Source organism: Syntrophobacterales bacterium (genome assembly GCA_019429105.1).
In the GTDB taxonomy this organism is placed as follows: Bacteria; Desulfobacterota; Syntrophia; order Syntrophales; family UBA5619; genus DYTH01.
The window spans coordinates 1-2,785 of sequence record JAHYJE010000088.1; the positions used below are offsets into that span (position 1 = coordinate 1).

The window sequence follows — 2,785 nt, forward strand, 5'->3', positions numbered from 1 at the left end:
ATCGCCATGCCTTCAAGAACGGCATGCGGGTCGGCCTCGAGGACGCTGCGATCCATAAAGGCGCCGGGATCTCCCTCATCGGCGTTGCAGATGACGTATTTGATCTCACCTGCCGACGCGGCGGCAAACTTCCATTTCAGACCTGTCGGGAAGCCTGCGTCGCCCCGGCCGCGGAGACCGGAAGCAAGTACCTCCTGAATGATCTTCCCGGGCTGCATCTCCGTCAGGGCCTTGGCCATCCGGCATACCCGCCGCGGGCGATGGAATCCTCGATCTTTTCCGGATCAATCAGCCCCCTCTTTCGGAGTACGCGGAGTTCCTGGAGTTTGAAAAAGGGGATTTCCCGGGTGGTGGAAATGACCGATCCGGTGAGCGGCTCATTGTAGAGCAGGCGCTGAAGCACCCGACCCTTGACCATGTGTTCCTCAACAAGCTCGGGAATGTCTTCCGTTTGATCCGCATGTAGATGACGCCTTCCGGATAGACCACCATGAGTGGCCCTTGGGCGCAAAATCCATTGCAGCCTGTTTCCACTACCTTGATCTTTTCCAGCAGGCCTCTGTGTTCCAACTCTGCATGCAGGGCTTCTTTAACGGCGATGCTTCCGGAAGAGTGATAGGCCGTTCCTCCGCAAATCAACAAATGCAACCGGAACATTTCGCTTTCGCTGAAAACGCCCTCCCGCAAGGCGATTTCGGCATGAGCCTCTTCCCTTATTTTCTGCAAATCGTCAATTGTCAGCTTTTTCATAATGGCATTCCCGCCTGTTCAGCTTCATGAATCTAATTATCCATGTTTTTGCAATTATCGTAATGCCTTGCGAATGCTTTTGAGCCTTCCGCGTTCCTGCCGTTTTTTTGATTCCGGGGCCTCAATTTCTCTACGGAGCGGCGGATTAATCGTATTGGCTGAGCACCCCTTTGAGCTTGGAGGGTTTCATCCTGCCATGGACATCCTTGTCAACGATCAGCACCGGTCCCAGACCGCAGGCGCCGACGCAACGGACCGTTTCATAGGTAAACTTCCGGTCCGGCGTGGTTTCGGATTCAGCTATGCCCAATTCCCGGACAACAGCGTCAGCCACCGCTTTTCCGCCACGAACATAACAGGACGTTCCCAGACAAACGCGGAGGATATGCCGTCCTCGCGGCTTCATTGTAAAAAAGGAATAAAAGGTGACCACGCCATAAACGCGGCTCAAAGGAAGATTCATTCCGGCGGCGATTCTTTGCTGCACGGAAGGCGGCAGATATTCGAGGAGCACTTGCGCCTCCTCGAGCAGGGGGATCAGGGCGCCCGGTTTTTCCCTGTAAGACTGTATCAGGGCATCCAATTTTGCAACTTAGTCCACACTAACTTCACTGAGCAATTCGGGATTTTTCGGATCCATCGACCGTCCCCTTCCTCATAAATGATCAGTGCTTCTTGTTTACCAAAAAAAGTTTTTCAACACCTCCGCAGTATCGGGGAGACAATCAAGGAAAAATGAAAACCCGCCTTCTCGACCTGAACTTGTTTAGCTCCGTAGCGCACCACGCGGGACGTGTCAATAAAAGTTAGCAACCGCCGTTACAGGTGTGCTGCAAGCCAGGCCTCCATATCGGATAAAACGCGATCGTGTTCCGGCTCGTTGAAAATCTCGTGGTACAGCCCGTCGTAGAAAATCAATTTTTTGTCGGCAGAGGATACCCGGTCATAAAGCATCTGCGCGCCGGAGGGCGGAACAAGGCGATCTGCGGTTCCCTGCAGGATCAATATCGGCAATGTTATTCGGGATGCGTCAGCTTCGATCCTTTTCATTGCTGCGAGCATCTCTGCGCCCAGCCGCGCCGAAATCTTGCCATGATAAACCAGCGGATCGTCCCGGTAAGCCCTCACAACGGCAAGATCCCTGCTTACCGCTGCCTCTTCCAGTTTGAGAATTCCGGTGCGGGGCAACAGAGTGGACAGAATTTTTCCGGCGAAGATCGTTAAGGGCGATATGTTGTCGGGAACCTTGACGCCGGGGCCCGAGAGCACGGCGCCCTGCAGTTCGTGCTGATGGGAAAGCAGGTGCAGCGAAACGATCAACCCGCCCATGCTGTGGCCGACAAGAAAAAGCGGTTTGCCTTTTTGCAATCTGCCGATCATTTGTGAAAATTCGGCAAGCGTGTCTGTGTAATCCGTAAATTTGTCTATATGGCCCCGCAGACCGGCGGAACGACCGTGTCCGGGGTGATCGGCGGCATAAACGGCATAACCAGGCAAAACAAAGCGATTGACTATATTCGTATAGCGGCCGCTGTGCTCGGCAAGTCCGTGAACCACGAGCAGCACGGCTTTTATTTGCCCTTCAGGAAGCCAGGATTGATAGTGGATTTGACGATTGCCGCTGTCCTTGAAAGAACTTTCCTGATGTTTCATCGTCTCGCCTCCGGTTGATTTTTTTTGATTTTGAACGGCAACGACTCAATGGTCGTCAAAATAAACCGGAACGGCGGCAATTGCAAGCAGGGAAATTTTCCTGTTAAAAATATATTGACTATAACAACCTCCTATACTAATGAACTCAGTCTTGTTTTTGGTGAGGAAGGGGAGGCTTGGAAGAGAAAAAACTATATATTCAGACATTGGGATGCCAGATGAATGTGCAGGATGCGCAGAAGATGGCGTTTTTGATGAAAGAATCCGGGTACATAATGACCGACAATCCCGGCAATGCAGATCTGATTGTCATCAACACCTGCAGTGTCCGGGAGAAGGCCGACCAGAAGGCGTACAGCCTGATTGGGCGGTTTCGGGAGCT

At 52.6% G+C, this 2,785-nt stretch carries 4 protein-coding genes and 1 pseudogene; 2 read left to right on the forward strand and 3 right to left on the reverse strand.

The window, feature by feature from the left end:
• Positions 1-418: pseudogene (locus K0B01_14785) on the reverse strand (NADH-quinone oxidoreductase subunit F).
• Positions 419-501: 83 nt separating this feature from the next.
• On the opposite strand from K0B01_14785, the gene K0B01_14790 reads away from it, so the two are divergent.
• Complete coding sequence (locus tag K0B01_14790) at positions 502-780, forward strand: hypothetical protein (GenBank protein ID MBW6487409.1); 279 nt, start codon at positions 502-504, stop codon at positions 778-780.
• 115 nt (positions 781-895) lie between these two features.
• Here the strand turns inward: K0B01_14790 and K0B01_14795 are convergent, their stop codons facing one another.
• Both K0B01_14795 and K0B01_14800 read right to left on the reverse strand, forming a co-directional pair.
• Complete coding sequence (locus K0B01_14795) at positions 896-1,333, reverse strand: NAD(P)H-dependent oxidoreductase subunit E (protein MBW6487410.1); 438 nt, start codon at positions 1,331-1,333, stop codon at positions 896-898.
• Between the two features lie 236 nt (positions 1,334-1,569).
• Complete coding sequence (locus tag K0B01_14800) at positions 1,570-2,403, reverse strand: lysophospholipase (protein ID MBW6487411.1); 834 nt, start codon at positions 2,401-2,403, stop codon at positions 1,570-1,572.
• 218 nt (positions 2,404-2,621) lie between these two features.
• Here K0B01_14800 and K0B01_14805 point away from each other — a divergent pair.
• A partial coding sequence (locus K0B01_14805) for a tRNA (N6-isopentenyl adenosine(37)-C2)-methylthiotransferase MiaB (protein ID MBW6487412.1) occupies positions 2,622-2,785 on the forward strand: 164 nt, incomplete at its 3' end.